The 26,985-nt window shown below is 64.4% G+C and carries 31 protein-coding genes and 1 tRNA gene; 10 read left to right on the forward strand and 22 right to left on the reverse strand.

Annotated features, from left to right (window positions below; all coding sequences use genetic code 11):
* On the reverse strand, window positions 1–676 hold a 676-nt coding region (locus AAG821_RS20520; protein WP_341916422.1), incomplete at its 3' end, for an aromatic ring-hydroxylating dioxygenase subunit alpha.
* A 1-nt stretch (window position 677) separates the two neighbouring features.
* Complete coding sequence (locus AAG821_RS20525) at window positions 678–1,331, reverse strand: TetR/AcrR family transcriptional regulator (RefSeq protein WP_341910621.1); 654 nt, start codon at window positions 1,329–1,331, stop codon at window positions 678–680.
* Window positions 1,332–1,457: 126 nt separating this feature from the next.
* Between AAG821_RS20525 and AAG821_RS20530 the strand changes: the two genes are divergently transcribed.
* Window positions 1,458–2,447, forward strand: coding sequence for a tripartite tricarboxylate transporter substrate binding protein (locus AAG821_RS20530; RefSeq protein ID WP_341910623.1), 990 nt, complete (start codon window positions 1,458–1,460; stop codon window positions 2,445–2,447).
* Window positions 2,448–2,652: 205 nt separating this feature from the next.
* Here the strand turns inward: AAG821_RS20530 and AAG821_RS20535 are convergent, their stop codons facing one another.
* Complete coding sequence (locus AAG821_RS20535; RefSeq protein WP_341910625.1) at window positions 2,653–4,113, reverse strand: M81 family metallopeptidase; 1,461 nt, start codon at window positions 4,111–4,113, stop codon at window positions 2,653–2,655.
* A 67-nt stretch (window positions 4,114–4,180) separates the two neighbouring features.
* Between AAG821_RS20535 and AAG821_RS20540 the strand changes: the two genes are divergently transcribed.
* Window positions 4,181–5,143, forward strand: a complete 963-nt coding sequence (locus tag AAG821_RS20540) for an HNH endonuclease (RefSeq protein WP_341916424.1) — start codon at window positions 4,181–4,183, stop codon at window positions 5,141–5,143.
* Here AAG821_RS20540 and AAG821_RS20545 read toward each other — a convergent pair.
* From AAG821_RS20545 to AAG821_RS20555, 3 genes are read right to left on the reverse strand one after another with little or no spacing between them, the layout of a single operon-like run.
* Window positions 5,140–6,393 (reverse strand): cytochrome P450, encoded by a 1,254-nt coding sequence (locus AAG821_RS20545; protein WP_341910628.1) that lies wholly within the window; start codon window positions 6,391–6,393, stop codon window positions 5,140–5,142. The two genes, AAG821_RS20540 and AAG821_RS20545, sit on opposite strands and share 4 nt — an antisense overlap.
* A complete protein-coding gene (locus AAG821_RS20550; protein ID WP_341910630.1) occupies window positions 6,353–7,135 on the reverse strand; it encodes a DUF502 domain-containing protein in 783 nt (260 codons plus the stop codon). The genes AAG821_RS20545 and AAG821_RS20550 overlap by 41 nt, the downstream gene beginning before the upstream one ends.
* A gap of 6 nt (window positions 7,136–7,141) precedes the next feature.
* Entirely contained in the window at window positions 7,142–8,020 is an 879-nt protein-coding gene (locus tag AAG821_RS20555; RefSeq protein ID WP_341910631.1) for an alpha/beta hydrolase, read from the reverse strand.
* Window positions 8,021–8,141: 121 nt separating this feature from the next.
* On the opposite strand from AAG821_RS20555, the gene AAG821_RS20560 reads away from it, so the two are divergent.
* The 3 genes from AAG821_RS20560 (at window position 8,142) to AAG821_RS20570 (ending at window position 11,055) form a co-directional block, all read left to right on the forward strand.
* Window positions 8,142–8,900 (forward strand): glucose 1-dehydrogenase, encoded by a 759-nt coding sequence (locus AAG821_RS20560; protein WP_341910633.1) that lies wholly within the window; start codon window positions 8,142–8,144, stop codon window positions 8,898–8,900.
* On the forward strand, window positions 8,891–9,391 hold the full coding sequence (locus AAG821_RS20565; RefSeq protein WP_341910635.1) for a hypothetical protein: 501 nt from the start codon (window positions 8,891–8,893) through the stop codon (window positions 9,389–9,391). The genes AAG821_RS20560 and AAG821_RS20565 overlap by 10 nt, the downstream gene beginning before the upstream one ends.
* Before the next feature lie 119 nt (window positions 9,392–9,510).
* A complete protein-coding gene (locus AAG821_RS20570) occupies window positions 9,511–11,055 on the forward strand; it encodes an amidohydrolase family protein (protein WP_341910637.1) in 1,545 nt (514 codons plus the stop codon).
* 7 nt (window positions 11,056–11,062) lie between these two features.
* On the opposite strand, the gene AAG821_RS20575 is transcribed toward AAG821_RS20570, so the two are convergent.
* From AAG821_RS20575 to AAG821_RS20600, 6 genes are all read right to left on the reverse strand, one after another.
* On the reverse strand, window positions 11,063–11,605 hold the full coding sequence (locus AAG821_RS20575) for a hypothetical protein (RefSeq protein ID WP_341910639.1): 543 nt from the start codon (window positions 11,603–11,605) through the stop codon (window positions 11,063–11,065).
* Window positions 11,605–11,805, reverse strand: coding sequence for a hypothetical protein (locus AAG821_RS20580; RefSeq protein WP_341910640.1), 201 nt, complete (start codon window positions 11,803–11,805; stop codon window positions 11,605–11,607). Before AAG821_RS20580 ends, AAG821_RS20575 begins: the two co-directional genes overlap by 1 nt.
* Window positions 11,806–11,941: 136 nt before the next feature.
* Entirely contained in the window at window positions 11,942–12,277 is a 336-nt protein-coding gene (locus AAG821_RS20585) for a hypothetical protein (protein WP_341910642.1), read from the reverse strand.
* Window positions 12,278–12,298: 21 nt separating this feature from the next.
* Window positions 12,299–12,943, reverse strand: a complete 645-nt coding sequence (locus AAG821_RS20590; protein ID WP_341910644.1) for a hypothetical protein — start codon at window positions 12,941–12,943, stop codon at window positions 12,299–12,301.
* Between the two features lie 135 nt (window positions 12,944–13,078).
* A complete protein-coding gene (locus tag AAG821_RS20595) occupies window positions 13,079–13,267 on the reverse strand; it encodes a hypothetical protein (RefSeq protein WP_341910646.1) in 189 nt (62 codons plus the stop codon).
* Between the two features lie 98 nt (window positions 13,268–13,365).
* Entirely contained in the window at window positions 13,366–13,920 is a 555-nt protein-coding gene (locus tag AAG821_RS20600) for a hypothetical protein (RefSeq protein ID WP_341910647.1), read from the reverse strand.
* A 37-nt stretch (window positions 13,921–13,957) separates the two neighbouring features.
* Between AAG821_RS20600 and AAG821_RS20605 the strand changes: the two genes are divergently transcribed.
* From AAG821_RS20605 to AAG821_RS20625, 5 genes are all read left to right on the forward strand, one after another.
* Window positions 13,958–14,968 (forward strand): tetratricopeptide repeat protein, encoded by a 1,011-nt coding sequence (locus tag AAG821_RS20605; RefSeq protein ID WP_341910649.1) that lies wholly within the window; start codon window positions 13,958–13,960, stop codon window positions 14,966–14,968.
* Between the two features lie 61 nt (window positions 14,969–15,029).
* Complete coding sequence (locus AAG821_RS20610) at window positions 15,030–15,569, forward strand: DUF3833 domain-containing protein (protein WP_341910651.1); 540 nt, start codon at window positions 15,030–15,032, stop codon at window positions 15,567–15,569.
* A 95-nt stretch (window positions 15,570–15,664) separates the two neighbouring features.
* Window positions 15,665–15,740 (forward strand) — tRNA-Lys (locus AAG821_RS20615).
* 77 nt (window positions 15,741–15,817) lie between these two features.
* The gene (locus tag AAG821_RS20620) at window positions 15,818–16,306 is read left to right on the forward strand and encodes a PAS domain-containing protein (RefSeq protein WP_341910652.1); all 489 of its coding nucleotides are present in this window, start codon (window positions 15,818–15,820) and stop codon (window positions 16,304–16,306) included.
* Window positions 16,307–16,308: 2 nt separating this feature from the next.
* Complete coding sequence (locus tag AAG821_RS20625) at window positions 16,309–16,605, forward strand: hypothetical protein (RefSeq protein WP_341910654.1); 297 nt, start codon at window positions 16,309–16,311, stop codon at window positions 16,603–16,605.
* 106 nt (window positions 16,606–16,711) lie between these two features.
* Here the strand turns inward: AAG821_RS20625 and tgt are convergent, their stop codons facing one another.
* The 10 genes from tgt to hfq form a co-directional block, all read right to left on the reverse strand.
* Entirely contained in the window at window positions 16,712–17,836 is a 1,125-nt protein-coding gene (gene tgt / locus AAG821_RS20630; RefSeq protein WP_341910655.1) for a tRNA guanosine(34) transglycosylase Tgt, read from the reverse strand.
* On the reverse strand, window positions 17,833–18,882 hold the full coding sequence (queA, locus tag AAG821_RS20635) for a tRNA preQ1(34) S-adenosylmethionine ribosyltransferase-isomerase QueA (protein ID WP_341910657.1): 1,050 nt from the start codon (window positions 18,880–18,882) through the stop codon (window positions 17,833–17,835). The genes tgt and queA overlap by 4 nt, the downstream gene beginning before the upstream one ends.
* A 29-nt stretch (window positions 18,883–18,911) precedes the next feature.
* Window positions 18,912–19,391, reverse strand: a complete 480-nt coding sequence (locus AAG821_RS20640) for a peptidylprolyl isomerase (protein ID WP_341910659.1) — start codon at window positions 19,389–19,391, stop codon at window positions 18,912–18,914.
* 18 nt (window positions 19,392–19,409) lie between these two features.
* Window positions 19,410–19,859, reverse strand: a complete 450-nt coding sequence (locus tag AAG821_RS20645) for a peptidylprolyl isomerase (protein WP_341910881.1) — start codon at window positions 19,857–19,859, stop codon at window positions 19,410–19,412.
* A gap of 119 nt (window positions 19,860–19,978) precedes the next feature.
* Window positions 19,979–20,500: a pantetheine-phosphate adenylyltransferase gene (gene coaD, locus AAG821_RS20650; protein WP_341910661.1), complete on the reverse strand. Its 522-nt coding sequence runs from the start codon at window positions 20,498–20,500 to the stop codon at window positions 19,979–19,981.
* Between the two features lie 15 nt (window positions 20,501–20,515).
* A complete protein-coding gene (gene gyrA, locus AAG821_RS20655; RefSeq protein WP_341910663.1) occupies window positions 20,516–23,269 on the reverse strand; it encodes a DNA gyrase subunit A in 2,754 nt (917 codons plus the stop codon).
* Window positions 23,270–23,424: 155 nt separating this feature from the next.
* Window positions 23,425–24,249: an inositol monophosphatase family protein gene (locus tag AAG821_RS20660; RefSeq protein ID WP_341910665.1), complete on the reverse strand. Its 825-nt coding sequence runs from the start codon at window positions 24,247–24,249 to the stop codon at window positions 23,425–23,427.
* 10 nt (window positions 24,250–24,259) lie between these two features.
* Window positions 24,260–25,093 (reverse strand): inositol monophosphatase, encoded by an 834-nt coding sequence (locus AAG821_RS20665; RefSeq protein ID WP_341910667.1) that lies wholly within the window; start codon window positions 25,091–25,093, stop codon window positions 24,260–24,262.
* Window positions 25,090–26,433, reverse strand: coding sequence for a GTPase HflX (gene hflX / locus AAG821_RS20670; RefSeq protein WP_341910669.1), 1,344 nt, complete (start codon window positions 26,431–26,433; stop codon window positions 25,090–25,092). The genes AAG821_RS20665 and hflX overlap by 4 nt, the downstream gene beginning before the upstream one ends.
* A gap of 60 nt (window positions 26,434–26,493) precedes the next feature.
* Window positions 26,494–26,763, reverse strand: coding sequence for an RNA chaperone Hfq (hfq, locus tag AAG821_RS20675; RefSeq protein ID WP_144069494.1), 270 nt, complete (start codon window positions 26,761–26,763; stop codon window positions 26,494–26,496).
* Between the last annotated feature and the right edge of the window lie 222 nt (window positions 26,764–26,985).

The raw sequence follows: 26,985 nt of genomic DNA on the forward strand, positions 1-26,985 counted from the left end.
TGGTGCGCTTATGCGCATGCTGGACATGGTAGGTCTCCAGCCCGCCCTCGATCACGACCTTCCAGTTGCATTTCAGGCCGATCTCGCGTTCGTCATAGAGGACATGACTGCCAAGGCCGAAGCTGTCGAGATCGGCTTTCACGCCAGCCAGGAATCCGGTGAAGTCGTAATCGTCGCGCGGTTCCGGCAGCACGAAGACCAGACCGAAGGCTTCCGCCACCGGCAGGCGCACCAGATTGTGCTGCGCCTTGTCCAGCCCGGCGAAGCCTGCCTCATGCGGAATGCCGCGCAGGCGTCCGCTGAGGTCGTAGCTCCAGGCATGATAGGGGCAGGTGAAGGCGCGCTTGCCGCAGCCGCCGCGCTCCCAGACCAGCTTGGCGCCGCGATGGCGGCAGACATTGAGGAAGGCCTGCAGTTCACCGCCGGCATCGCGCAGCAGCAGGATCGGCAGGCCGGCCAGATCATGGGTGACGTAATCGCCCGGCTGCGCCAGCTTCGAGGCGAAGGTGAGCGCCAGCGGCGTGCGGCGCAGCAGCGCCTGCTCGGCCGCCAGCCGCTGCGGATCGGTGTAGCGCGCCACATCGACGCGGGCGATACCCTCGGCCATGTCGGTCGTGCGTGCGGCCATGTGATCGCGCACGCGGGTGAGCCATTCCGCCTGCTGCGCCGGCTGCATCTCAGCGCCCGCCCTTCTTCGCCGGCTTGAACCGTGCCGTGCCGGCGATGAAGGCCCAGAGCTGTTCGGTCAGCCGCTCACGGCCCGGCCGCTTGGCTGCGGCCAGCGCCTGGCCGATGGCCTGCCGCAGGCCGCCGAGGATCATGGCACCGAGGAGATGCGCGTCGAGATCGCCGGGAATGTCTCCGCGTGCCTGCGCCAGTTCGATATTGCGGGCCGCCAGTTCGATATGGCGGGCCAGCCGCGCGGCCTCGACGGCAGCGACTTCGGGCGTACGGCTCAGCTTGGCGAGAATCACCGGCGCCAGCGGCTCGGCATAGTGGAAGGCGACCATGCGCTCGAGCCGCAGCCGCTCGCGCTCGCCCCAGCCGGCGCCGGGCTTGGGGTTGATATCCATGACGGCGGCCTCGAAGCGGTCGTAGAAGGCTTCGACCACGGCGGCGATCAGCCCGGCCTTGGAATTGAAATAGTGATAGCTCAGCCCGGCCGAGATGCCGGCGGCGCGCGCCACATCGGCGATCTCGCATTCGCCCTCGCCGGCAATCAGCGCCTGCGCAGCGGCGGCGAGAATACGCAAGCGAGTGTCGCCACCCTTGGGCGCGGCAGCGGCATTGGGCGGCAGGAGCTGGGCGGCGGTGACACGCAGTTTGGCCATGGCCCGAGTTTAATTGAATTCAATTCAAGCCGCAACAAATGCTTGGGCCGCAGCCGGACCCCGCCGTAGAATGCGGCACCGGCGAGTCCGCCGCCGACTGAAAAACCAGACGAAAGAAGACGCTGTATGATCCTCTCCCGCAAGACAGTCACCCGCGGCCTGCTGGCCGCCGCCGCGCTGCTGGCACTGGCGCCGGCCACGCCCGTTCTGGCGCAGGCCTATCCGAACAAGCCGGTGCGCGTGGTGGTCCCCTTCCCCGCCGGCGGCACCACCGACATCCTGGCCCGTCATATCTCGGCCAAGCTGAGCGAACGGCTCGGCCAGCAGTTCGTGGTCGACAACAAGGCCGGCGCCGGCGGCAATATCGGCACCGAATTCACCGCCAAGGCCGATCCCGATGGCTACACCATCATGATGGGCACCATCGGTACCCATTCGATCAACATCAGCCTGTATTCCAAGCTGGGCTATGACCCGGTGAAGGATTTCGCGCCCGTGTCGCTGGTCGCCATGGTGGCCAATGTGCTGGTGGTGCATCCGAGCGTGCCGGCCAAGACGGTGCAGGAATTCATCGCGCTGGCGAAGGCGCAGCCGGGCAAGCTGAATTTCGGCACACCGGGCAACGGCACCTCGGGCCATCTCTCGGCCGAGCTGTTCAAGACCATGACCGGCACCGACATGATCCATGTGCCCTATCGCGGTTCGGGCCCGATGCTGACCGACCTGCTGGGCGGCAACGTGCAGTTCACCTTCGACAACCTGCCCTCGGCCCTACCGCATATCCGCTCCGGTGCGTTGCGCGCACTGGGCGTCACCACGCCGAAGCGCTGGCCGTCCACGCCGGATATCCCGACCATCGCCGAACAGGGCCTGCCGGATTACAGCGCCACCGCCTGGTTCGCCATGTATGCTCCGGCCAAGACGCCGGCGCCGATCGTGGACAAGCTGAACAGCGAAATCGACGCGATCCTGAAGACGCCGGAGATGAAGGCGCAGTTCGACCAGCAGGGTGCCGATCCCGTCGGCGGCAAGCCGCAGGTGCTGGCCGACCTGATGAAGACCGAGATCGACAAATGGGCCAAGGCCGTGAAGGCCTCGGGCGCCAGGATCGATTGATCGAAAAGACAATCCGACGATGGAAAGGCGGCTGTAACGGCCGCCTTTTCTTTTTGGCCGATCCGATACCTCACACCACGTCACCCTCGGGCTTGTCCCGAGGGTCCATCTGCCCCATCCCGCACGCGATGATCATGGGATGGATCCTCGGGACAAGCCCGAGGATGACGATTTGTGTTGAACCCAGGCCCGCGCCCTTCTGTCCTTACATCTCCATCCCCGCCGGCAGATGCCGGAACGGCAGCACCGAGAGATCGAGCGCCGCCGGGCCGGGCGTGTCGACATCGACGATGACCGCCGCGCGCTCCACAAAGGCGGCACGGAAATGGTTCTTGGCCTTGGCGGCGATCAGCCGCGTGCTATCGAGGTCAATGCCATGCAGGCGGAAATAGGCCGGGTCGATGCCGGCCTGGCAGCTGGAGGTGATGATGATCTTCACCCGCCCCGCCCGCAGCACGGCGGTATCGCCCAGATCGACGGCCATGCCGGTCTCGAACGGGCCTTCATTGACGAAGCGGCCATCGGTGAGCGCCACCACTTCAACGGTCGCCGCCACCGGCGCGCCGAAATGCGGCGCGATCCGGCCGCCGAGCTTCGCCGCAATGCGACCGCCGATACCGGCGGCCTTGGCCTGCTGCACCAGCGCCGGATCGTAGAGGAAGGCAAACACCGCTTCGCCATCGGCACGCGTTTCCATCAGCTCGCGCAGCAGCCCGGTGGTGTCGCCGATGCCGCCGGACAGCGGATTGTCGCTCGGCTCGACCACGCAGACGAGGCCCGGGATCGCGAGCGCCTGCTTCAGGCCCTGCGCGGGGGTCGGCAGCGTGGCATGGAACTGCGCGCGGCGCGCATAGAGGCTCGCCGCCATCGTATCGGCGGCGGCCTGCGCCTGTGCCGCCGTTTCGGCATAGCTGAGAATGCTTGCGCCGGCATCGGGGCTGTCGCCCCAGACGAAACCGCCGAACACGGTGATGTCCTTCACGCCATCCCGGCACAGCGCCCTGGCCTCGTTGACCGTATCGGCCATCGGGCCGGCGGCGGTGCGCATGTTGAAGCTGTGCAGCAGCACCGGGATTTTCTTCACCGCGCCCTGCAGCCGGACGCCGCCCGCAACACGCCGTTTCAGCTCGGCCAGCACGATGGCGGCCGTTCGGTCCATGTCGACATGCGGATGCGTCTTGTAGCCCGAGGCGAAATCGACCAGCGCCGGCAGTGCGGGGGAAATATTGGCATGCAGGTCGAAGCTGACGCCGAGCGGCGTGGCGCCGATGGCGTCGCGCACGCGGCGGATCAGCTTCAGATCGGCCTGCGGCTCGCTGACCGCGACCAGCGCGCCATGCAGCGACAGATAGACCGCATCCCACGGGCCGTCGCCCAGGCCGCGCAGCATGTCGGTGACGATGCGCTCATACAGCGCATCCTCCACCGGCCCGCCGGGCGGCGCCGAGGCGCAGCGCAGCACCTGCACATCCCAGTCCGGATTGGCGTCGATGAAAGCCGCGACCGCCCCCAGTTCGGTGCCGGTGCCGCGATAGCGCGCCAGAGAACCGGCGCCCTCGAACCATTCGCGGCGTTCGAAATCGGCCAGGGTGGTGGGCAAAGGGGAGAAGCTGTTGCCCTCATGCCAGAGGCGGGCAACGGCGAGGCGTTTTTTATTACCGGTCATGTAAAATTCTTTACAGAAGTTGCATTTCAAATCGTATGTTTATCTAGATACCACCCACAGTAATTCCATGGATATTATAGAGAATCAAAAATTCTACGACGACAATTATATCGAGTTCAGCATCATGCTGAATCCCGACCGTCGCATATATATAGGCAAGCGAGATGCAACAAGAAAATGCCGTTTTTGCAAGAGAGAAAGCCCGCATGCACAATTCAATACCAAAGCTCATGCAGTTCCAGAGCTGATAGGAAACAAAACTCTTTTAACTCTCGAAGAGTGCAATGAATGCAATCAGAATATTGGCCGATATGAAGATGATTTTTCAAAATTCACCCACTTTGAGAGAACCTTTAACCGGATACCAGGAAAGAAAGGGATTCCTAGCATTCGAATTCCAAATGCAAAATCCAGAGTTGAAGCAAGAAATAACAATATAAACTTTATAGAAGGTGAGAACGAAAACCTCTTCAACATGAATTTTGAGGAGAACGTATTCACCGCGAAACTGCAGAAGCAGTCCTATCGGCCTCTAGGCGTATATAAGTCTCTTCTCAAGATGGGCCTGTCAATTATGCCGCACGACGAGCTGGAGAACTTTAATGAAGCATGTTTATGGATTAGCCAGCCAGATCTCCAGACACATAGAGTGTCTGACGGAGCAGGGTATTACTGCTTTTTGACGTTCACACCCGGTCCAAGGCCTTATCCTCACCCAATTCTAACTCTGCTAAAACGTAAGACTGAAACTCCTCATCCGTACATGTCATTCATTTTGAGATTCGGGAATCGCACTTATCAAATCTTTCTTCCTGCTAAGAAATTGGACAAACACTTAGAAGGGAAAGACATAACCTTAGTAGGATATCCTTCTCAGTTTATGCACTACGATTTGCATAACTTATGGAAATACGGGAAGACACATTTTAATCACATAAAGCTATCCTCCACCAATCTAAGAACCGACGACAAAGGTGACTACCAGTTCCGCTTTGATTCGGTTTCAGAAGAAAAAAGTAGCGAGAATTAAAAGTCTACCGGGAAAGATAAATACCCCCTGAATCGCGCGCGGCCGCCGCGCACCGCCTGCCCGCTGCTGCGGAAATGCGGGAAACGCGCCAGCAGCTGGCCGATGGCGATCTGGCCTTCCAGCCGCGCCAGCGACATGCCGGCGCAGGCGTGAATCCCCGCACCGAAGGCCAGATGGCGATTGGGTGTGCGGCCCACATCAAGGCGGTCGGGATCGGGGAACTGCGCCGGGTCGCGGTTGGCGGCACCGATGCACAGCGTCACCAGCGTGCCGGGCTCAAACGTCACGCCGCCGATCTCAGCGGTCTCCACCACACGGCGGTTGCCGAGCTGGTTGGAGGATTCAAAACGCAGGAACTCCTCGATGGCCGTGCGGATCAGGCCGGGATCGGCGATCAGGCGCTGCTTCTGGTCGGGCCAGTCGAGTAAGGCGGCAATGCCGTTGCCGATCAGATTGGTGGTGGTCTCATGGCCGGCATTGAGCAGGAAGATGCAGTTCTGCACCAGCTCGGCCGCCGTCAACCGTTCGCCGCCGTCTTCACCGGCGATCAGCGCAGCCAGCACATCGCCATAGCCATCCTCGCCGGCTTTCGACGACCAGTCGGCGATATGCTTTTCGAGATAGGTCTCGAATTCGAGGGTGGCGCGGTTGCCCTGCTCTGCCCGTTCCGGCGTCAGCACCGGTTCCAGCGCGCCGAGGATGGCGAGCGACCAGTCGCGCAGCAGATGGCGGTCTTCATGCGGCACCGCCAGCATGTCGCCGATGATCTCCACCGGCAAAGCCGAGGCGAAATCGGCGATCACATCCATGCCGCCCTGTTTGGCCGCGCGGTCCAGCATGCGGCCGACCAGCAGCACGAAACGGTCTTCCAGCAGCTTCAGCGCGCGCGGCGTAAAGGCCGGCGCGAGCAGGCGGCGGACGCGGGTGTGCAGGGGCGGATCGTTGAACACCAGGCTGGTGGTGTGGTGGCGATAGAGCGGCGTGCCTGCGCCGTATTTCGGCGCGAACTCGATCTTCTTGTCGGAGGAGAATCTTTTATTGTCGCGATAGACCGCCTGCAGGTCGTCGTAGCGCGTCAGGAAGTAGCTGCCGTCCGGCATGCGGCGCACCGGGTCGTGCGTGCGCAGCAGATGGTAGACCGGATAGGGATTGTCGAGGAAATCCCGGTCCAGTGCACGCAGATCGAAATCCGCGACCCTGTCGACGGTCTCAGGGCGTGAAGTTGCCGTCTCCGCTGTCGGGTTTGGCATCGGGCTTTCCTCCGGCGGCCGTCTTCTGCGCGGCCGTTGTGGTCTGGGCGAGTTCCGGCGGCACGATCACGCCGCAGGAAATGATCAGCTTCATCGCCTGGTCGACGCTCATCGACAGGATCTTGATGTCGCGCCGGCGGTAATAGGTCATGTAGCCGCCGGTCGGGTTCGGCGTGGTCGGCACATAGACGGTGACGAGATCCTCGCCCAGCTGTTCCGACACCTCGCCGCCCTGCACATAGTTGGTGACGAAGGCGATGGTCCAGGAGCCGGTCGACGGCCAGGGCACCAGCGCCACCTGGCGGAAGGAATTGCCCGACTGGCTGAACACGGTTTCGAAAATCTGCTTCAGCGCCGAATAGACGCCGCGCACGATCGGCATGCGGGCGACGATGCGTTCGCCGAGCCGGAGCAGCGTGCGCCCCATCAGGTTGGTGGCGAGGAAGCCGATCAGGGTGAGCAGCACGACGGCGGCGACCAGCCCAAGCCCCGGAATGCCGAACGGCAGGTTGTAGGACGGGATGAAGCGTTCCGGTTCGTAGCCCAGCGGCACCAGGCTGCGCACGTTGCGGTCGATGGCCTCAATGGTGATGAAGACCAGATAGATGGTCAGGCCGATCGGCGCGGTGACGATGATGCCGGCGAGGAAATAGTTGCGCAGCCGGGTGAACAGGCTCACCCGCGGGGCCGGGGCGAGGATATGCAGTTCGGTATCGGGCTGCGGATCGGGTGTCTGGGTCATCGCGCTTTACGGTTTGAAGAAATTGCGGAGCGCGAGATAGGTTTCCTCCGGCGCTTCCTCGGGCAGGAAATGCCCGCTGTTGACCGCATGGCCGCTGAGCGGCCCGCTCACCTTGCTGCGCCAGCAGTCCATCACATCATAGGCCTTGCCCATCAGGCCCTTCGATCCCCACAGGATCAGGGTCGGGCAGACCACACGCTTGTCCTCATCGGCGCGATCATGCTCCAGGTCGATGGTCGCGGCGGCGCGGTAATCCTCGCAGGAGGCATGGATGGTGGCCGGGTCGCTGAAGCAGCGCAGGTATTCCTGCATCGCTTCCGGATCAAAGCTGTGGCCTGCGCCCGACCACTGGCCGGTCTTCTTGCGGAAATAGAATTCCGGATCGGCGCCGATCATGCGCTCGGGCATCGGCGCGGGCTGGATCAGGAAGAACCAGTGGTAATAGCCGGTGGCGACCACCTGGTTGACGTTTTCATACAGCGTGCGGGTCGGGATGATGTCGAGTGTCGACAGCTTTTTCACCCGGTCGGGGAAATCGAGCGCCAGGCGATGTGAGACGCGGCCGCCGCGATCATGGCCGGCGAGGAAAAACTGGTCGAAGCCGAGCGTGGCCATGACCCTGGCCTGGTCGGCCGCCATGGCGCGGAAGGAATAGCTGGAATGATCGGGCATGGTGGCCGGCTTGTCGCTGTCGCCATAGCCGCGCAGGTCGGGGCAGACCACGGTGAACTCTTCGGCCAGCCGGGGCGCCAGCTTGTGCCACATGGCATGGGTCTGCGGATAGCCATGCAGCAGCAGCAGGGCCGGCCCCTTGCCGCCGATGCGCAGGTTGATCTCGGCGCCCTCGCCGGCGACACGCTTTTGCTCAAATCCCGGAAACAGCACGTCTCAGCTCCCTCAGCCCGCTCTGGACCAGGCCAGTCTAGCAGGGGAATCAGGCGCTTGCATGCCCCGGCCGGCCGGCTAGAGTGAAGCCAAGCCGTTTTTTGGGGAAGGAATCGATTTCATGCGTCTGGCGGGCAAGGTGGCAATCGTAACGGGTGGCGGGTCGGGGTTCGGCGAGGGCATCGCCAAGCGCTTTGCCGCCGAAGGTGCTGCCGTGGTGATCGGCGATCTCAATCTCGCGGCGGCCGAAAAGGTGGCCGGCGAGATCAACAAGGCCGGGCAGAAGGCGCTGCCGGTCGCCGCCGATGTCAGCCAGGCCATGCAGATGAAGGCGCTGGTGCAGGCCGCCGTCGATGCCTTTGGCGGGCTGGACATCATGGTCAACAATGCCGGCATGCCGCAGCGCAATGCCTCGCTGCTGGCCACCGACGAGGCGACCTTCGACAAGATCTTCGCCGTCAATGTGAAGAGCATCTATCTCTCGGCCATGCATGCCGTGCCGGAAATGCGCAAGCGCAAGGGCGGCGTGTTCATCAATATCGCCTCCACCGCCGGCGTGCGCCCCCGCCCCGGCCTGGTGTGGTATAATGGTTCCAAGGGCGCCGTCATCACGCTGACCAAGGCGATGGCGGTGGAACTGGCGCCGGAGCAGATCCGCGTGAATGCGCTGAACCCGGTGGCCGGCCTGACGCCGATGCTGAAGGAATTCATGGGCGGCACCGAGACCGAGGAAATGAAGGCGAAATTCGTCAGCACGATTCCCATTGGCCGGTTCTCGACGCCGACCGATATCGCCAATGCCGCGCTGTATTTCGCCTCCGACGAGGCGAATTTCATCACCGGCGTCTGCATGGAGGTCGATGGCGGCCGATGCATCTGATCTACAGACTTTCCATCCTGGCGGCCCTGCTGCCGGTCCTGCCGGCCGTGGCGCAGACGCCGGCCCAGACCCAGATGCCGGTGCAAGCCGCGCCACAGGCCATGCCACCGGCGCAGACCACGCCCGATGCCGAGGCGAAGCCAAAAGCCGCGCCCAAGCCGGCCGCCAAAAGCAGCACGGCGCCGCCGCGCAACCAGACCATGGCCTTCACCCTGCCCGACCTGGTGCCGATCGCCGAGATTCCGCGCGGCAGGTCGGTGATGATCCAGGGCGTGGTGCTGTCGCCGCAGGCCAGCACCTTCGTGCTGAATGACGGCAATTCCAGCCAGGTGATCACCATCGGCCCGACCTGGCGCGACCTGACCAAGGTGAAAGCCGGCGACCGCGTGCGCGTGATCGGCCAGATGGATCCCTATGGCACGCCGGTGTTCCGCGCCGGCAGCGTGCTGCTGGAAAACAACCGCATCGTCGTGGTGCCCCCCGCCAGCTAATGGCGACCAGCTGATGGCGGCCATAACCCCGGGTTAAGCCTGCCGGCCAAAAAGGCAGGCGACAGCGCCGCGTCCCCGCGCAAGGATATCCTGTGCGATGATCCTGTCCGGAGCGGCCCATGAGCGACATCCTGATCCTGCGCGGCAAGCATCTGCTGACCGATCCGCGCCTGAAAGCCGCCGGCCTGATCGCCGATGGCGCCGTCGCCATCCAGAACGGCACAGTGCTGGAAACCGGCATCTTCACGGCGCTGGCCGCCAAACATCCCGGCGCCAAAGTGCTCGGCAATGGCAGGCAGCTGCTGCTGCCCGGCCTGGTCGATGCGCATAGCCATGGCCGCGGGCTGTCCCCCATCCAGAAGGGCGTGCGCAACGACTTCCTGGAAAACGCGCTGTTCGACTGGGCCTATATGCCGGTGCTGCCGCCGGAGCTGACCGCCGGGGTCTGCGCCTGGCGCCATCTGCGCAGCGGCTGCACCACCCTGCACCATAACGGCTTCGACGATGACGGCGCCGAAGGCGCGCGCCGCGCCCGCATCGCCATCCGCACCTATCTCGACAGCGGCATCCGGCTGGCCTTCAGCCCCGGCTTCCGCGACGAGAGCAAGCTGGCGATGGGCGGCGAAGACTTTCTTGAAACCCTGCCGGCCGATCTGCGCGGCAAGGCGAAAGCCCTGGTCGCCTTCGACCGCGATGCGCTGATGGACAGCTATTTCAATCTGTTCGACGAGCTGTATGCCAGCTTCAATGGCAGCGACACGGCGATCCTGCTGGCGCCCTGCTGGGCCCATGGCGCCAGCGAAGCGTTTCTCACCCGCGTGCGCGACGCCAGCGACAGCCACGGCAATGCGATGATCCACATGCATCTGCTGCAGAGCCCGGTGCAGAAGCAATGGGGCCTGCGCCGCAACAACAAGCCGACCGTGCAATGGCTGCATGAGCTGGGCCTGATGAACGAGCGCACCGCCTTTGGCCATGCCATCTGGGTGACGGAAGAGGATATCGCGCTGATGGGGGCGCAGGGCGCGACCGTGACCACGCATCCGAGCTGCAACTTCCATATGCGCAACGGCATCACCCCAGTGATGGCGATGCGCGCCGCCGGCGTCAACATCGCCATGGGCATGGACGACAAGACCATCAACGACGACGAGGATGCGGTGATGGAGCTGCGCATGATGCACAAGGTGCACCGCCTCTCCACCTTCAACCTGCGTGAACGCCCGATGGATGCCTATGAAGCGCTGGAAACCGCCACGGTGAACGGCGCCAAGGCCAGCGGCTTCGCCGGCCGCGTCGGCGCCCTGCTGCCCGGGTGGAAGGGCGATGCCATCCTGGTCGACCTGGAACGCGTGAACAGTGATCCCTGGATCGACCCCGCCTTCGATCCGGTGGAGGCCTTCATCGAGCGCGCCATGGGCGTGGATGTGAACACCGTGGTGGTGGGCGGCAAGGTCTGCGTCGAGGATCATGTGGTGAAATCCATCGACGTGCCGGCACTCTCCGAAGAAGTGCGCAAGTTCTGCAGCAAAGGCCTGACGCCGGAGCATCGCGCCCGCGCCGACCTGCTGGCGCAGATCAAGCCCTATGTGCAGGACTGGTATGCCGGCTGGGAAACCGGGCTGGTCGACCAGCCCTTCTACGCGGTGAACAGCCGGGTGTAGGCCCCGCTCACCATTCCTGTTTGCGCCGCTGGGCGCCGACCGTGCCCTTCGGGCATTGCTTGTACATGGTCTTGACCTGTCCGACTTCGGTGCGGCGGATATGCACCAGGTAATCGGTCCAGGTCTTGAAGCTGTCGACCAGATCCTTCAGCACCACGCATTCGACCGGCGAGAAATCCACCAGCTGGCGCGAGGCCACGGTTTCGTTGGCGGCGCGCTGCGCGGCGTTGGGATCGTTTGGCCAGTTGCGCTTGTAGGCGCCGGCACGGATTTCCACCGCATCCTGAAATTTCGCGGCATTGGCGGTGTCGAAGGCGGACCAGAGATGAATGATGCTGCCATCCAGCCCGCGCCGGGCGCAGGCGCGCGCATGGTCGCGGATCACCATGCCGGCGCGGACCATGGCCTCGGCTTCCATCTCGAGGGAATTCATGCAGATGTCGGGGCGCCGCTCGCGACGGCCCGGGCCCAGCTCCTGCGCGACGGCAGGCAGGCCGATGGCGAGGATCATCAGGCCAGACAGCAGATTGGGCAGCAGGCGCCGCAGCATTACCGCTTGTTCGAAATCGCGGCCACGAAGGTGGCGGCGGCATCGGCGGCCACATCGACCTGGGACGAGGCGATATTCGGCGCCTGGTCGAGCGCCTGCCGCACCGCCTGCGCCTCTTGCGGCGGCAGGCGATTGAGGATCGCGTTGGTGCGTTCTGGTCCTGCCACCCGCAGGAACGCCACCAGTTTGTCGCGGCTCATGCTCGCACGTGCTCCCGTCTCCGGCCCGGTCAGGGCCTGCCGGCATTCTAGCCGAACCCGGCGATAATATCACGACAGGGTTAAGCCCGGGTTATCCGGGATTTACCGCTGTCAGCCCGGTCAGCCCTTGGCCCGGCTAGCCTTTCGCTTTGGGCGCCGCCTTCATCATCGCCAAATAGATCGGCATGACGATGTTGGTGAATTTGTTCTGGCCGTATTGCAGTTCGTCCATCGCCGCCTTGACCATCTGCACGGTCGGGTAATAGGGGACGATGACATAGCCATGCTTGCGCAGCGCACCCACCACCGCATTGGCCTGCTTGGTGTAATTCTCGAAGAAATAGCTGTTGTCAGACTCTTTGATCGCCTCGGAGATCACCTCCACCGGCGCAATCGGCTTGATCGCCTGCGGCCGCCAGTTGTAACCCTCTGGCGGGGCATTGGGATTGTTGCGATCGTCGGAATCCGCCATGGCGATACTGCCCGATCTGCCTTAATCGGCCGTCAGGCGCACGCCGTTCGGCCATTCGCGCCCGGTATCCTTCAGCTCCGGCGCCCTGGCCGCCGCCGGCCGTGGCTTGTCCAGCTCGCGCACCGCATGGGCGACCTTGTGTTCCATCGCCACATCGGAGGGCTGGCGCAGGCGCATCTTCAGATAGGCTTCGCGGAAGGCTTCGGCGACGCGGCGTTCCAGCACGCTGCCCGGGCCGGTGACACGACGGCGGATGATGATGCCGAGCGCATCGATATTCAGGCCGATGATGGCATGCAGGCGATGGGTCGGGTTGGTGAGGCCATCGCAGAGATTCTTCAAGCTGTCGGCATAGAGCGTGACCAGCGGATAGCCGAACAGGCTGCCCTGCCCCTTCAGCTCCAGCGCCAGGTCGCGAATCCATTCGTAGTAACGCGCACGGCCGATGGAATTGAACGATGCCGAGCCCCACGCTTCTTTCAGCGTGTGCAGCATCTCGCGGGCGGATGCTTCGAATTCGGCCTGGTTCTTCACGATCACCTTCTCGATCTTGCCACGCAAATCCGGGCTCAACCGCACGTCATGTCCGCGCGTGAAGTTCACCGCCTTGCGTTTCAGATCGCCCCGGTTGGCTATCAACCGACCGGCAGCGTGGGGATCGAACATCGCGCGCCTCTCATAGACCAACACCGTCCCGGGCCGCAAAATGGCCGAATCGGGTGGTCCGCCATGAAATCATCGTGGCAGGCAAATCAGTTAGCAACAGGGAAAGCGCGGCAAGACCCTGCCGGCCGGCGCGACTCAGGCGTCGCGCTGGATGACCCGCAGGCGGTGGTTGCAGATGTCGATCTTTTCGGCCATGCGGGCGCGCCAGATCTTGTCGGCTTCCTGCTCAGTGGGGAACGGGCCGTAGCGCTCCTCGGTTCCGGAGATCGGAGCCGGGTCCGCCAGATCCTTGAAAATGCCGCCTTCGACGTAAAACTGGGTCATGGTCCTTCATCCTCCGGGCTAGCACCGGAATGGGCGTATTATCCCGCAACTGCGAAGGAATTTGTAGCCCCTTAAAGGTTGTAAGTTGGTAACCGCCGCTACGGCTGGGGCGGAAAATGGTCGCCCAGGGCCGCCCCGACGGCGGCAACCACCCCGGGCCAGTCACCCGGGGCCGCCTGCCGGAAGCAGTGGATGGAGGGGTAGAACAGGCTGTCGGCCCGCTCCAGCTGCCAGTACCACAGCAGGCCGAAGCCCGGTGCCGGCAGCAGCAGCCAGGTCGGAACCGCCAGCGCCCCGGCCAGGTGGGCCGCCGTGTTGCTGGTGGTGATGACCAGATCGAGCGCGGCATATTGCGCGGCCGTGGCATCCAGGTCGCGCAGCGGGTCGATGGCCGGGTCATGCCACAGCAGGTCGCTGACCTCTGCCCGCTCCGGCGCGGTGTCGCCATATTGCAGATCGACCCAGAACAGATCCGGCCGGGCCCGCAGCAGCGGACCGAGATCGGCGAGCGCCAGGGATTTCTGCGCACCATAGGCAGCATTGCTGCTGCGCCAGGACAGGCCGATGCAGGGCCGTCCGGCGGCGCGCGCCGCCAGCCGGTCGCGATAGGCAACGGTGGCGGCGGCATCGGCCTGCAGGACTCCGGAGATCATTGCGGCAGCTTACGGGCCGGACCATGCTGGCGCCAGCATGACTGCGAATCACCCTTCCCCGCTGCTGCCCCGGCTGATGCAGGCCGGCATGACGGCGCTGCAGGCCGGCGACCTGGATGGAGCGCTGCTGCAGTTCGGCGCGGCGCGTCGTATTGCGCCCACAGATAGCGGCCTGCTGCGCTCGCTGGCGGCCCTGTACCAGCATGCCGCGCGCTGGGGCGACTTGTGGTCGGTGGCCGAAACCGGACTGGCGCTGCATCCCGATGATGCCGGCTTCAGCATCGCGCGGATCGCGGCGCTGACCGGTGCGGGCTTCACCGCTGCGGCCCTGACGCTGGCGCAGGCCCAGTGCCGCGCGACACCCGACGATCCGCAACTGGCGCAGCATCACGGCAACCTGCTGCTGCTGAGCGGCGATGCGGTCACCGCCCTGCAGATCGGCAAAATAGCACTGACCCGCCATCCCGACATGCCGGGGCTGCTGGGCATGGCGGCCGAAGCCGCTTTCCGGCTGGGCGATCATGCCGCCGCGCGCGGCTGGCTGGATCAGGCCGTGCGGCTGGAGCCGCAGAACCGCACGCTGCGCATGGCGCGCGCCACCATGCTGCTGAGTCTCGGCGACTGGGCGCCGGGTCTGGCCGATTACGAATACCGCCTGCTGCCGGATGCGACGCGGGAGATCGTGCGACGCGATCTGCATATCCCGCGCTGGCAGGGCGAAGACCTGCGGCAGCGCTGCCTGCTGGTGGTGAGCGAGCAAGGCGTGGGCGATCAGATGCGCTTCCTGCGCGACATCATCGCGCTGCAGCCGCTCTGCGGCCGCATGATCGTGGAATGTGCCGCGCGGCTGGTGCCGCTGCTGCGCCGCAGCCTGCCCGAGGCCATCGCCGTGGTGGCCGCCGAAGAACAGCGCGATGGCCGCCGTCATGTTTTCGATTACGGCTGGCTCGCCAGCCAGAGCCACGGCATGGGCGGCGCGGATTTCTATATCGAGATGGGCAGCATCATGCTGCGGCTGTTCGAGCGCGGTGTGACACCTGAACGCTGACCCTTGCCGACAATGCAGGACGGCCTAGCTCTCCGTTCCTGTACACTGTCGCGGGTCTGCCATGTCACGTTACCGTCTAGCCGCCTGCCTGCTCATGCTCGGTGCCCTGCTCTCCGGTTGTGCCACGCAACGGCCCGATCCGGCCGGGCAGCAGGCCTATGGTGCCTTCCAGCTGGAATCCTATTTCACCGGCCAGGTGAAAGCCTGGGGCCTGTTCGAGCCGCGTTTTGGCGGCAGCATCCGGCAGTTCACCGTCGACATCCTCGGCCGCCGCGACGGCGCCACCCTGGTGCTGGAGGAGGATTTCAAATTCAGCGACGGCGAGATCCAGCGCCGGGTCTGGCGGATCCAGCCTGACGGGGCCGGCGGCTATGGCGGCCAGGCCGATGACGTATACGGAACCGCCCGCGGCCGGGTGGCCGGCAATGCCCTGCAATGGGCCTATGACCTGTGCCTGAAAACCGATGACGGCGGCCTGGATGTGACCTTTGACGACTGGCTGTACCGGTTTGACGACGAGGTGGTGCTGAACCGTGCCGTGGTGCGGAAATGGGGCCTGCCGGTGGGCAGCATAACCTTGGCTTTCCGCAAAATACGCTAGGCCGGCCCGTTGGTTGACGGGGGCCGGCCGACGACCTATGGTCGCCGCGCTTTTCGGCCCCCGCCGCATCTCGGGGCGGCCGGAAAAGGCTTCGTGAGCCCGTAGCTCAGCTGGTAGAGCAAGCGACTTTTAATCGAGAGGTCCCGGGTTCGAATCCCGGCGGGCTCACCAACCTCTCCCTTCAGTGATCGAGAAATCACAGCGCCAGGCTATTCCGCAGTATATGCTGCGGGAAACCGGAGGATTTTGTGAACCGGCAGATTGTCGAAAGCAGGTTTCGCCTCGACGCCGACCTGCATTTCATCCGCCCTGAACTGACGCATCTGGCTGCCCTCTGGGATGAGGCGCGTGCCGGCCGGGCGGCGCCTGACCGGGCCGATTTCTCGCCCTTCGTGCTGCGCCCCTATCTGCCCCGGGTGCTGATCTACGAGATCGTGCGGACCGAGACGATCCGTCGCTTCCGCATCCGGCTCTACGGCACCCTGATCAGCCAGTATTCCGGCCGTGACCCGACCGGGCGCTTCGTCGATGAGATCATGAGCGAACAGGCCTATGCCGATTTCAATGCCGGCCTGTCCTACGCCACCGACCAGAAGCGGCCGTTGCGCGCCGCCGGCAGCTATTATTTCGTCGACCGCAGCTTCGTGCAGTTTGAATCGATCACCCTGCCACTGACGGTGGGCGGCAGCGAGATCGAGCAACTGCTCAACATCACCTATTACGACGACGAGGCATGACCATGGCCGATGACGACGCCTTGCAGACCCGCGATGCCCAGCTCGCCCGCGCCCTGCGCCGCTGGGAGGGCGAAGGCGGTGCCACCCACCACCAGGCGCTCGAAGTGTCGGAAAGCAATGTGCTGAAATGCCTCGGCGCCGCCGTGGTGATGAGCTGGAACGAGCTGCCGCAGCCGATCCAGCGCCGCTTGTTCCTGCAGGCGCTCGGCGTCAACGATACGCATGACCCGGGCGAGCTGAAGACGCAGATCGGCCGCTTCCTGCATCTGCACAAGGACGACGAGTCCTACCGGCTGTAGCCGCTCACCAGGATTGCACCAGGCGGAAGAGCAGATGCGCCAGGCCATAGGCGATGGCGGCAAACACCGCCGCGATGCCAAAGACCTTCAGGTGGCGCAGCAGCATCTAGAGGGGCTCGATATCCCCGAGCGCCTGCTGCGCGTGGAAGTCGGCTGCGAAGGCGTCGAGCCGGCCCTCCGGGATCGCCGCGCGCAGGCCCTGCATCAGATCCTGGTAGTAGGTCAGGTTATGCGCCGTCATCAGCATGGAGCCGAGGATTTCATCCGACCGCACCAGATGATGCAGATAGGCGCGGCTGTAGTTGCGGCAGGCCGGGCAGCGGCAGTGTTCGTCCAGCGGCCGCGGGTCTTCGGCATGGCGGGCATTGCGGATGTTGATGGTGCCGCGCCGGGTGAAGGCCTGGCCGTTGCGGCCCGAGCGCGTCGGCATCACGCAGTCGAACATGTCGATGCCGCGCTGTACGGCGCCGACGAGGTCTGACGGCTTGCCCACCCCCATCAGGTAACGCGGGCGATCCGTGGGCAGATGCGGCGTGGTCACATCCAGCGTGGCGAACATCTCATCCTGCGTTTCGCCCACCGCCAGACCGCCGACCGCATAGCCGTCGAAGCCGGTGGCGATCAGGCCTTTCGCAGATTCTTCGCGCAGCGCCGCGTTCGTGCCACCCTGGACGATGCCGAACAGGCCATAACCGTCGCGCAGTTTGAACGCCGCCTTGCAGCGTTCGGCCCAGCGTAAGGACAGCTGCATCGCCTGCGCTACCCGCCGGTCGTCGGCCGGCAGCTTGACGCATTCATCCAGCTGCATGGTGATGGTGGCATCGAGCAGATGCTGAATCTCGATCGAGCGTTCCGGCGTCAGCTCGTAGCGCGCGCCGTCAATATGCGACTGGAAGGCGACGCCGTCCTCGCTCACCTTGTTGAGCTGCGACAGCGACATCACCTGGAAGCCGCCGGAATCGGTGAGGATCGGGCCGGGCCAGTGCATGAATTTATGCAGGCCGCCCATCTTGGCGACGCGTTCGGCGGTGGGCCGCAGCATCAGGTGGTAGGTATTGCCCAGGATGATCTGCGCGCCGGTCTCGGCCACCGCTTCGGGCGTCATCGCCTTCACTGTCGCGGCCGTGCCCACCGGCATGAAGGCCGGCGTGTCGATGGCGCCATGGGCGGTCTCAAGCCGCCCGCGGCGGGCGGCGCCATCGGTGGCGCTGACGGAAAAACGGAGGGTCATTCTGGGCTGGCCTGTCTGAACAGCAGGCTTGTATCGCCGTAGGAGTAGAAACGGAAGCCCTTCTCCACCGCATGGGCATAGATCGCCCGCTGGGCGTCCAGCCCGACAAAGGCGGCGACCAGCATCAGCAGGGTGGATTTGGGCAGGTGGAAGTTGGTCAGCAGGCCGTCGGCGACGCGGAATGCAAAGCCCGGGGTGATGAAGATATCGGTGTCGCCGGCAAAGGGTTTCAGCCCGCCATCTCTGGCGGCGGATTCCAGCAGCCGCAGCGAGGTGGTGCCAATGGCGATGATGCGGCCGCCTTTGGCGCGAGCGGCGGCGATGGCCGCCACGGTCTCCGCCGTCACCTCGCCCCATTCCGCATGCATCTTGTGGTCTGCGACGCGGTCGACTTTCACCGGCAGAAACGTGCCGGCGCCGACATGCAGCGTAACACGGGCAAAGCCCACACCGCCGGCTTTCAGGCGCTCGATCAGCGCCGGGGTGAAATGCAGGCCGGCGGTGGGCGCGGCAATCGCGCCGGTCTTCTCGGCAAACACCGTCTGGTAGTCGGTCTTGTCCTGCGCATCGGCCTTGCGCTGGGCGACGATATAGGGCGGCAGCGGCATGCTGCCGGCGCTTTCGAGCGCCAGTAGCAGTTCGCCATCCTCCCGGTCGAACCGCAGGATGATCTGGTCGTCGTCGCGACCGAGCGTTTCGGCGACGATGCCGCCATCGAACAGCACGCGGTCGCCGGGCTTGAGCCGCTTGGCCGGGCGGGCCATGGCGGTCCAGCGCCGGTCGCCGATCGGCTTGAGCAGCAAAGCCTCGACGCGCACCTCCGGATCGCGCGCGCGCCGGCCATAGAGCCGCGCCGGGATCACCTTCGTGTCGTTGAACACCAGCAGGTCGTTCGGTCGCAGCAGGCCGGGCAGATCGGCCACCGTGAGTGCGCGCGGATCGACGCTGCCGGCATGCAGCAGCAGCCTGGCGGCTTCGCGCGGCACAGCCGGCCGCTCGGCGATCAGCGCCGGCGGCAGCTCGAAATCGAAATCGGAGACCAGCATCGCGATGCCCTCAGCCAGAGGGCGGCAGGTCAGACGTCGGCGGCGACGCGCATCGACACGATCTTGTCCGGATCGGTCACCGAGCCGTTGCGGGCCTGGCTGCCGCGCTTGATCTTGTCGACATGCTCCATGCCCTCGGTCACCTGGCCCCAGACGGTATACTGCTTGTCGAGGAAGCGGGCATCGGCGAAGCAGATGAAGAACTGGCTGTCGGCGCTGTGCGGGCTGCTGGCGCGGGCCATCGAACAGGTGCCGCGCACATGCGGCTCGTCGTTGAATTCCGCCTTCAGGTTCTCGCCCGAGCCGCCGGTGCCATCGCCGCGCGGATCGCCGGTCTGGGCCATGAAGCCCTCAATCACGCGATGGAATTTCAGGCCGTCATAGAAATGCTGGCGTGCCAGCTCCTTGATGCGGGCGACATGGTTCGGCGCGAGGTCGGGGCGCAGCGCGATGGTGACGCGGCCGTCCTTGAGTTCGAGATACAGCGTGTTTTCCAGGTCGTCACTCATGGCAGGTCCTTCTTAAGCTCACTTCACGTCGGCAGCGACGCGCATGCGGATGATCTTGTCGGGGTCGACGACGCTGCCGCTGCCCGGCGCGCCTTTCTTGATATTGTCGACCAGTTCCATGCCGCTGACCACACGCCCCCAGACCGTGTACTGGCCGTTCAGATGGGGGGCGTCGTCAAAGCAGATGAAGAACTGGCTGTCGGCGCTGTTCGGGTCGCTGGTGCGCGCCATCGACACGGTGCCGCGGCGATGCGATTCACGGTTGAACTCGGCCGCCAGCTTCTGGCCCGAGCCGCCGGCGCCGGTGCCGGTGGGATCGCCGGTCTGGGCCATGAAGCCGCGGATCACACGATGGAAGGCCGAGCCGTCGTAGAAGCCCTTGCGGGTCAGTTCCTTGATGCGCTTGACATGGTTGGGCGCCAGATCGGGGCGCATGGCGATCACCACGCGGCCGCTGCTCAGTTCCATGATCAGGGTGTTTTCCGGATCGGCGGCCTGCACCTGGGTCTGCGCCTGGCCGGCAAACGGCAGCAGCGCGGCGATGAGACCGAAGGCGATAAAGTGACGGCGCGAAAACAGATTGGGAATCATTCTTCACCCTTTGCTTTGCGGGCCGCGATGCTGACGCGCATGCGCTCGGCCACGCGCGGCGACACGAAGGGGCTGATATCGCCGCCCAGCATGGCGATTTCCTTGACCAGGCGCGAGGCGATGAACTGGTGGTTATCGGATGCCATCAGGAAGACGGTCTCGATCTCGGAATTCAGCCTGGCATTCATGCCGACCATCTGGAATTCATATTCGAAATCCGACACCGCGCGCAGGCCGCGGATGATCATCACCGCGCCCAGCTCCATGGCGAAATGCATCAGCAGGTTGGAAAACGGCTTGACCTCGAATTCGGTGGCGCCCGGCATGAGAGGGCCGATTTCCTCGCGCACCATGTCGACGCGCTCTTCCATCGAGAACAGCGGGCCCTTGCCGACATTGACGGCGACGCCGACCACCAGCTTGTCGACCAGCTTGGCCGCGCGCTTGATGATGTCGTAATGTCCCTTGGTCACCGGATCGAAAGTACCCGGGTATAATCCGATCCGCTGCCTAGTCATCTGCTCTCCCCCAGATTACTCGGGCGTGTCGCCTGCAGTCTCTCCTGCTGCGCCGCCATCCTCGCCAGAACTGTCGCCTGCGCCTTCGTCCTGGCCGTCATTGGGGCCACTTTCCGGCAAATGCGCGACCGACGCAACCTTCTCGCCGTCGCCCAGCTTGAAGATGATGACGCCCTGGGTGTTACGGCCTGCAATGCGAATGTCATGCACCGGGCAGCGGATCACCTGGCCGCCATCGGTGACCAGCATGATCTGGTCATCATGCTCGACGGGGAAAGCCGCCGAGACATTGCCGTTTTTCGCGGTGGTCTCGATATTGATGATGCCCGAGCCGCCGCGGCTGGTGATGCGGTATTCATAGGCCGAGCTGCGCTTGCCGTAGCCCTTTTCCGTGACTGTCAGGATGAACTGCTCGGCAGCCTGCAATTCGACAATGCGCTCCATCGGCAACTCGGAGACCAGTTCCACACCGGTCTCGCCGTCACGGATGCGCCGCTGCGCCGTGGCGTATTTGAGATAGGCCTCGCGTTCCTCGGCCGTGGTCTCGATATGGCGCAGCACCGACATGGAGATGACCTTGTCGCCATCGGCCAGCTTCATGCCGCGCACGCCGGTCGATGACCGGCTCTGGAAGGTGCGCACATCGGCGACCGGGAAGCGCACGCATTTGCCTTCGAAGGAGGCCAGCAGGATGTCGTCCTGCTCGGTGCAGGGCAGCACGCCGACCAGGCTGTCGTCGGCATCCTCGCCCTCGAATTTCATCGCGATCTTGCCATTGGCGTTGATCGAGACGAAATCGCTCAGGTCGTTGCGGCGGACATAGCCCTTGGCGGTGGCGAACATGACATGCAGTTCGCTCCACTTGGTCTCGTCCTCGGGCAGCGGCAGCACCTCGGTGATCTTCTCGCCATCGGCCAGCGGCAGCAGATTGACAAACGCCTTGCCGCGCGACTGTGGCGTACCTTCCGGCAGGCGATAGACCTTCAGCTTGTAGACGCGGCCGATATTGGAGAAGAACAGCACCGGCGTATGAGTACTGGCCACCAGCACACCGGTGACGAAATCCTCGTCCTTGGTACTCATGCCGGTGCGGCCCTTGCCGCCGCGCTTCTGCAGGCGATAGGTCGACAGCGGCGTGCGCTTGACATAGCCGCCGAAGCTGACGGTGACGACCATGTCCTCGCGCTGGATCAGGTCTTCGTCATCCTGCTCGAATTCCATCTCGGCGATCTGGGTGCGGCGCGGCACGGCAAAGCGCTCGCGCATCGACACCAGTTCGGCGCGCAGGATGCCCATCAGCTTGTCGCGGCTGCCCAGGATCGAGAGATATTCGTTGATCTCGGCGGCGAGCTTTTTCATCTCGTCGCCGATCTCGTCGCGGCCCAGCGCGGTCAGGCGCTGCAGGCGCAGGTCGAGGATGGCACGGGCCTGGGTTTCCGACAGCTTGTACTTGCCGTCGATCACCTTGTGGCTCAGGTCGTCGATCAGGCCGATCATGTCGGCCACATCGGCGGCCGGCCATTCGCGGGTCATCAGCTGGTCGCGCGCGGTCTGCGGATCGGGCGCGGCGCGGATGGTCTTGATCACCTCGTCGATATTGGCCACCGCGATGGCGAGGCCGACCAACACATGGGCGCGGTCGCGGGCTTTGCCGAGCAGGAAGCGGGTGCGGCGCAGGATCACTTCCTCGCGGAAGTTCACGAAGGCGGCGATCAGCTGCTTGATGTTCAGCAGTTCCGGCTTGCCGCCGTTCAGCGCCAGCATGTTGACGCCGAAGCTGCTCTGCAGCGGCGTGAAGCGATAGAGCTGGTTCAGCACCACATCGGCCATGGCATCGCGCTTGATCTCGACCACCACGCGCACACCGTCGCGGTCCGATTCATCGCGCAGATCGGCAATGCCCTCGATCTTCTTGGCGCGCACCAGTTCGGCCATCTTCTCGATCATCGAGGACTTGTTCACCTGATACGGAATCTCGGTGATGATGATGGCTTCGCGATCTTTGCGGATTTCCTCGAAATGCACCTTGCCGCGCACGATCACCGAGCCGCGGCCGGTCCACATCGCCGCCTTGGCGCCGGCGCGGCCGAGAATGATGCCGCCAGTGGGGAAATCGGGCGCCGGCAGGATTTCCAGCAGCTGTTCCAGCGTCACATCGGTGTTGTCGACATAGGCGCAGCAGGCGTCGATCACCTCGCCCATATTATGCGGCGGGATGTTGGTGGCCATACCGACGGCGATGCCGTTGGCGCCATTGACCAGCAGATTGGGATACTGCGCCGGCAGCACCGTGGGTTCCTGGGTGCTGTCGTCGTAGTTGGGCTGGAAATCGATGGTGTCCTTGTCGATATCCGTCAGCAGCGCTTCCGCCGCCTTTTCCAGGCGGATTTCGGTGTAACGCATCGCCGCGGCTTTATCGCCGTCCATCGAGCCGAAGTTGCCCTGACCATCCAGCAGCAGCTGGCTCATCGAAAACGGCTGCGCCATGCGCACCATGGCGTCGTAAATCGACTGGTCGCCATGCGGGTGATACTTACCCATCACGTCACCGACCACGCGGGCAGACTTGCGATAAGCCTTGTCGGACAGATAGCCGTTTTCATACATCGAATAGAGGATGCGGCGATGCACGGGCTTCAGCCCGTCGCGCGCATCGGGCAGCGCACGCGACACGATCACGCTCATGGCGTAACCGAGGTAGGAGCGCTGCATCTCCACTTCGATAGAGATGGGCTGGATATCCTGCGGGGGCTTCGGCTGTTCGGTCACGAAACTGGCGTCCAGAACTGGAGGAAAATGGGGTCTGAAAACGGGCGAATCAGGCCGCCCGAAAGGGCCGGATTCGGCCCTGGAATCAGGCCGCAGAAACTACCATGTCGGGGGTTGCCGCAGCAACGTTTCGGGGGGTGTTTTGCCCCCGGAAATCAGGGGTCAAAAAGGCCGGTTTTCAGCCAATCCCACTGCTCTTCGCCGCAGGCCACCAGCAGGGGGCTGCCGCCCGGCGGATCGCAGGCCCGATAGAGCTGTCCATTCAACCGCCGCGCGACTCCGCCGGCCTCGGAAATCAGCAGGGTTCCGGGCGCATGATCCCAGGGGATTCCGCGGCCATAGATCGCCCAGTGAATCTGGCCCAGCGCCATGGCGGGGTATTCCTGACCCGAGCAGCGCATGTTCAGCACGCCAGCCGTGCGATCGATGCGCTGGGCCATGCGCATGGCCAGGGTGCGGTCGCTGATGCCGTAATTCGCCACGCCCGACAGATGCGCCAGCGAGGATGGCCGGGGCATGGTCAGGCGCTGCATTTCACCATCGGGTTCACGCAGCCAGGCGCCCTCGCCCTTGCGCGCCATATACAGCCGGCCGGTGGGCGGATCGAGCAGCCAGCTCGCGATGGCATCGCCATCCTGCACCAGCGCCACCATGGAGCCGAACAGGGCGCAGCCGACGGCAAAACTGGCGGTGCCGTCGATGGGGTCGATGAGCCAGTGCAGGCCGGGCTGACCCAGCAAAGCCAGCAGGGCCGGATCGCGGCCGACCGCCTCCTCGCCCACGGCGCGCGAGCCGGGCATCAGGGCTTCCAGCCGTGGGGTGAGAAACGCCTCAGCCTCCTCGTCGGCGATGGTGACGAGATCGCGATGGCTGGTCTTCTCGACAATATCCTCGGCACGCAGGCGGCGGAAGCGCGGCATGATGATGTCGCGGCCGGCCTGCAGCAGCAGGTCGCCGACCGCCTGCATCGGAATGGTCATGGCGGCAGGCTCAGGCGTCGAAGATGTCTTTCTTCAGCCAGGTCCACTGGTCTTCGCCACAGGCGGCCACCAGCGGCGAACTGAAGGGCTTGTCGGCGGCGCGGTACAGATCGCCATTCAGGCGCTTGGCGATGCCGCCGGCCTCGGTGATCAGCAGGCAGCCGGCGGAATGGTCCCAGGGCATGGCGCGGTTATAGACCGCGTAATGGAAGTGACCGTCCAGCATGGCGAGGTATTCCTGGCCGGCGCAACGCAGGATCATCACGCCGGCGGTCTTGTCCATGCGATGGGCGATGCGGGCGGCAAAGTCGCGGTCGCCATAGCGCAGGTTGGGCGCACCCGAGAGATGCGCCAGCGACGGCGGCTTGGGCGTCTGCAGCCTGCGCGTGCTGCCATCGGCCTCGCGCATCACGGCGCCACTGCCCGTTTCCGCCATGGCACAGATGCCGCGGATCGGATCGTAGATCCAGCTGGCAACCGCATCGCCATCCTTCACCAGCGCCACCATGACGGCGAACAGCGCATTGCCGACGGCGAAATTGGCGGTGCCGTCGATGGGGTCGATCAGCCAGGCATATCCGGGGCGGCGCAGCGCATCCATGATGCTCTCGTCGGCACTGCTGGCCTCCTCGCCCACCACGGTGGAGCCCGGGATCAGTGCCTGCAGCCGCGGCGTGAGAAAATCCTCCGAGGCCTTGTCGGCCACGGTGACCACATCATGCGGGCCCGCCTTCTGGTCGATATCGCCGGTCTTCAGTTTGCGGAAATACGGCAGGATGGTGGTGACGGCCGCCTCTTCCATCAACAGCCGCACGGCATCCATATCAATCTTCACTGCCGTCATACGCTTTTGCCTTCCTGTCGTTTCAGCCATTTGCCGGCCTCGGCCTGGCTCAGCGCCACCGAAAGCGTCAGGTGGCCATCTTTTTCCTGCATCTGCAGCACTTCGCCATGGCGGTGCAGCCAAGCCACCGCCGCGCCATCGCCGGCATCCAGCGTCACGTCCAGCTCGACCCGGTCCGCATCCAGCATGGCATCGATGCGTTGCAGCAGCGTGTCACAGCCGGATCCATCCAGCGCCGAGATCAGAACCACGTCGTCCTGGCGATTGGCCTGGTTCTGCAGGGTCTCGCGCATCTCCGGCGGCAACTGGTCGGCCTTGTTCCAGGCCTCCAGCCGGCGGTGGCTGCTGCCGTCGCCAATGCCCAGTGCGGCCAGCACATCCTTCACGTCGGCGGCCTGTGCCTCGGTATCGGGATGCGACAGGTCGCGCACATGCAGGATCAGGTCGGCCGAGATCACCTCTTCCAGCGTGGCGCGGAAGGCGGCGACCAGATGGGTGGGCAGTTCGGAAATGAAGCCGACCGTATCGCTGAGGATGATGTTGCGGCCCGACGGCAGGCGCAACGTGCGCATGGTGGGGTCCAGCGTCGCGAACAGCAGATCCTTGGCAAATACCTCGGACTGCGTCAGCCGGTTGAACAGCGTCGACTTGCCGGCATTGGTATAGCCGACCAGCGCCACCACCGGATAAGGCACCTTCTGCCGCTGGCGACGATGCAACGAGCGGGTATTCACCACCTGCTCCAGATCGAGCTTGATGCGGGCGATGCGTTCGCCGATCAGGCGGCGGTCGATTTCCAGCTGGCTTTCGCCGGGACCGCCGAGAAAGCCGAAGCCGCCGCGCTGGCGTTCCAGGTGGGTCCAAGACCGCACCAGACGCGAGCGCTGGTAATTCAGATGCGCCAGTTCGACCTGCAGGCGGCCTTCCTTGGTGCGGGCGCGGGCACCGAAGATTTCAAGAATCAGCCCGGTGCGGTCGATCACCTTGGCCTTGAGCCCCTTTTCCAGATTGCGCTGCTGTACCGGCGTGACGGCAGCATCGACGATCACCACATCGACCGGGTTCTCTTCGATCCAGGCGGCCAGCTCTTCCACCTTGCCGGGACCGATCAGCGTGGCGGGACGCCAGGTCGCAACCGGCACGACATCGGCGCGCACCACATCGAGGTCGATGGCGGCAGCGAGGCCGACTGCCTCGGCCAGCCGCGCTTCGGGGCGGCGGCGCTGGTCAGCCGTTATCGCCTTGGCCAGGTTCGCCTTGGCCATGGTGGATTTCAGGGACGGGTGCAGGACGAGCGCCTTTCTGGGGCGCTCGTCTTCCAGAGTGTCGGAATCAGACATCAGCCGAACTTACACGATGCGCCATGAATGGGCATCGGTTGGGAAGGAAACCCGTTTGGGTCAGCCTTGTTCCCCGGCAGCGGGCTTTTCGCCGGCTGCGGCCGGGTCAAAGAGCTGGATCGGGCCGGACGGCATGACCGTCGAAATGGCGTGCTTGTAGACCAGCTGCATGTGACCGTCGCGGCGCAGCAGCACCGAGAAGTTGTCGAACCAGCTGATGATACCCTGCAGCTTGACGCCGTTGACCAGGAAAACGGTCACCGGGGTCTTGGTCTTGCGGATGTGATTGAGGAAAACGTCCTGGACGTTCTGAGGCTTATCGGCGGCCATAGTTGTGGACCTTTCTTTTCTTATCTTGTTGTCTTTGTTTTATTTTTTTAACAGCTGCCGACCGATGCACTCTGATAGGCACATTCGTCCGGTGCTGCGGGGGCGGCGGCCGCTGCCCCACGCCCGTTGATTAAACCATTAATTCCGGAAAGTGGCAAAACAATGGCGTGCACTGCGGCATCGGGCCGCGCCGCAGCCACACAGCGGTCACAGTGTGATGGC

It is taken from the genome of Ferrovibrio terrae, from assembly GCF_943372915.1.
Classification (GTDB): Bacteria; Pseudomonadota; Alphaproteobacteria; order Ferrovibrionales; family Ferrovibrionaceae; genus Ferrovibrio; species Ferrovibrio terrae_A.